This is a genomic window from Tardiphaga sp., assembly GCF_025356345.1.
Lineage (GTDB): Bacteria > Pseudomonadota > Alphaproteobacteria > Rhizobiales > Xanthobacteraceae > Tardiphaga.
The window spans coordinates 1-2572 of sequence record NZ_JANXTC010000354.1 but is presented as its reverse complement, the minus strand read 5'-3'; the positions used below and the strand labels follow the sequence as shown (position 1 = coordinate 2572).

Below are 2572 nucleotides of genomic sequence, written 5' to 3'. Positions count from 1 at the left end.
ATGAGCTTCGTCGCCGCGGGCAAGGCCGGCTACCTGTTCGACGTGTGGGGCGGCCAGGTCGGCCCGGTCGGCGGCCTGACCTACGCACGGGCGCGGATCGACGGCTATAGCGAAACCGGCGATCCGGTTCTGACGCTCGCGGTCGGCTCACAGACCGCCGAAACGCTGGTCGGCAGTATCGGCGCGCAGTTTCGCCGCGCCTTCGTCGTCAATGATCGGACCATCAATCCCTATCTCAACCTGACGCTGGAAGATGACTTGCTCGGCAACAGCCGCAACATCCAGTTCGACGCCACCTCGGCGCCACTGATCATCAACAACTGGTCGATTCCCGGCAATTCGCAACGCCTGTTCGGCCGCATCGCCGGCGGCGTCGTGGCCCCCGTCTCGGGCAACGTCGCGGTGATGATCAACGCATCACAAACGCTGGGGCGATCCGGCGGCAACGATTTCTACGGCAATGGCGGCGTTAAAATCTCGTTTTGAGCCCATTGTCGTTTCGGGGCGCGAGAGCGCAGCTCGAGCGAACCCGGAACCTGGAGATGGTTGCACGCTGAACATTTCGAGATTCCGGGTTCACGCTCCGGCCGGCTACGCCGGCTGAAGCGTGCCCGGAATGACAGATTTTTTTGTGCAACGCCCTCATCGCGCGGCAACATCGAAAGTGCTGGCGCTAATGCAACAACGGTATTTAATGCGGGCAATAACTGGAAAAATCCAGAACCGGGAGGATGACGATGACGACTCCGTTCGAGACGCCCGCGGCTGTTCAATCCAAACTCGCCCAACCCCACAGCTTTAACCGCCGAAGCCTGCTGGGCGGCGCCACCGCACTGGCGACCGCGCTGGCCGCCCCCGATGCGTTCGCGCGTAATTTCGGCCGCGGCGCCGAGCCGCAGCGCTACCCCGATCCCGACATCATCGTCATCGACCCCAAGCGCTTCAAGGCCAAGGTCGGCAACACCGCGATCGAGCGTCTCTACACCGGCTGCCTGTGGGCCGAGGGTCCGGCATGGAACGCCGCCGGCCAGTATCTGGTATGGAGTGACATTCCCAACAATCGTCAGCTGCGCTACCTCGACGATGACGGCCACATCTCGACCCAGTTCCGCAAGCCATCCAACGAGAGCAACGGCAACAGCTTTGATACCGAAGGCCGGCAGATCAGCGCCGAACGCACCCGGCTGGTGCGCTTCGAACACAATGGCGACGTCACCGTGCTGGCGGACAAGGCCGGCGACAAGCAACTCAATGGCCCCAACGACATGGTGGTGCATCCCAACGACAAGTCGATCTGGTTCACCGATCCCGGCTACGGCGCCATCAACCTTTACGAGGGCATCCGCACCAATACAGGCTCCAACTCGCCGTATCAGAAGGAGGCGGTGTACCGCATCGACGGCCAGTCCGGGCAGATCACCAAGGTGGCCGACGAGCCATTCAAGCCCAACGGCATCGCCTTCAGCGCCGACTACAAGAAGCTTTATGTCTGTGACACCGGCAGTTCGCACTATCCCAATGCAAAGAACGTGGTCTGGCAATACGATATCGACGGCGCCAAGCTGTCCAACGGCAAGCCGCTGGTTGACATGACGCTGGACGGCAAGTCCGGCTTTCCGGACGGGCTGCGGGTCGATACCGAGGGCAATCTGTGGGTCGGTGCCGGCTGGGTCGGCGAAGGCTATGACGGCGTCCACATCTTCGCGCCGGACGGCGCGCGCATCGGCCAGATCAAGCTGCCGGAAATCTGCGCCAATGTCTGCTTCGGCGGCAAGAAGCGCAACCGGCTGTTCATGACCGCGAGCCAGTCGCTCTATGCGGTCTATGTGGAAACCCGCGGCGCGCATTTCTGCTGAGGTGCCACGTTCCCCGGACGCGGTGCCCTGCGCCGCACTTGCGGCGTGGTGCACCGCAGATCCGGGGCCCCGGTTAGCGAAACGACCCGGATCCCGGATCCGCGGAGCGGCATGAAATGCCGCACCGCGTCCGGGAAACGCCGCCCTACCCGCTATTCCTCAGCCCCGCGGAAATCCCGTTGATGGTCAGTTGGATGCCGCGCAGTACCTGCTCGTCGGGGCTGTGCGAGCGGTGCGCCTTCAACAGTTCGACCTGCACGTGGTTGAGCGGATCGAGATACGGGAAGCGGTTGCGGATCGAGCGCTCCAGCAGCGGGTTGCCCTGTAGCAGACGGTCCTGGCCCGTGATGTCGAGCAGCGTCTCGATGCAAGAGTGCCATTCGCGGCGGATGCGGCCGAAAATCGTCTCGCGCAGCTTCTCGTCCCGCACCAGTTCGGCATAACGCGAGGCAATCGCGATCGAGCTTTTCGCCAGCACCATGTCCATGTTCGACGCCAGCATACGGAAGAACGGCCATTCGCGGTGCATCTGCCGCAGGAACGGCATGCCCTTGTCGGGATGGTCAACCAGCCAGGTCTCGACCGCGCTGCCAAAACCATACCAGCCCGGCAGCATCAGCCGGCATTGCGCCCATGAGAATACCCAGGGAATCGCGCGCAGGTCCTCGATGGCGCGGGTCTTCTTGCGCGACGCCGGGCGGCTGCCGATGTTGAGC

3 protein-coding genes are annotated in these 2572 nt (G+C 63.2%); 2 read left to right on the top strand and 1 reads right to left on the bottom strand.

Going from position 1 to position 2572, the window contains the following annotated elements; genetic code table 11:
• Together Q0S16_RS21385 and Q0S16_RS21380 are read left to right on the top strand one after the other, a co-directional pair.
• On the top strand, positions 1 to 486 hold a 486-nt coding region (locus Q0S16_RS21385; RefSeq protein ID WP_295852765.1), incomplete at its 5' end, for an autotransporter outer membrane beta-barrel domain-containing protein.
• 251 nt (positions 487 to 737) lie between these two features.
• Entirely contained in the window at positions 738 to 1856 is a 1119-nt protein-coding gene (locus tag Q0S16_RS21380; protein ID WP_295852762.1) for an SMP-30/gluconolactonase/LRE family protein, read from the top strand.
• A gap of 145 nt (positions 1857 to 2001) precedes the next feature.
• Here the strand turns inward: Q0S16_RS21380 and Q0S16_RS21375 are convergent.
• The coding region (locus Q0S16_RS21375; RefSeq protein ID WP_295852759.1) for a phosphoenolpyruvate carboxylase at positions 2002 to 2572 on the bottom strand (571 nt) is incomplete at its 5' end.

Coding starts and splice junctions, on each gene's coding strand:
- Q0S16_RS21380 (WP_295852762.1), top strand. CDS start 738: ATGACGACTCCGTTCGAGACGCCCGCGGCTGTTCAATCCAAACTCGCC.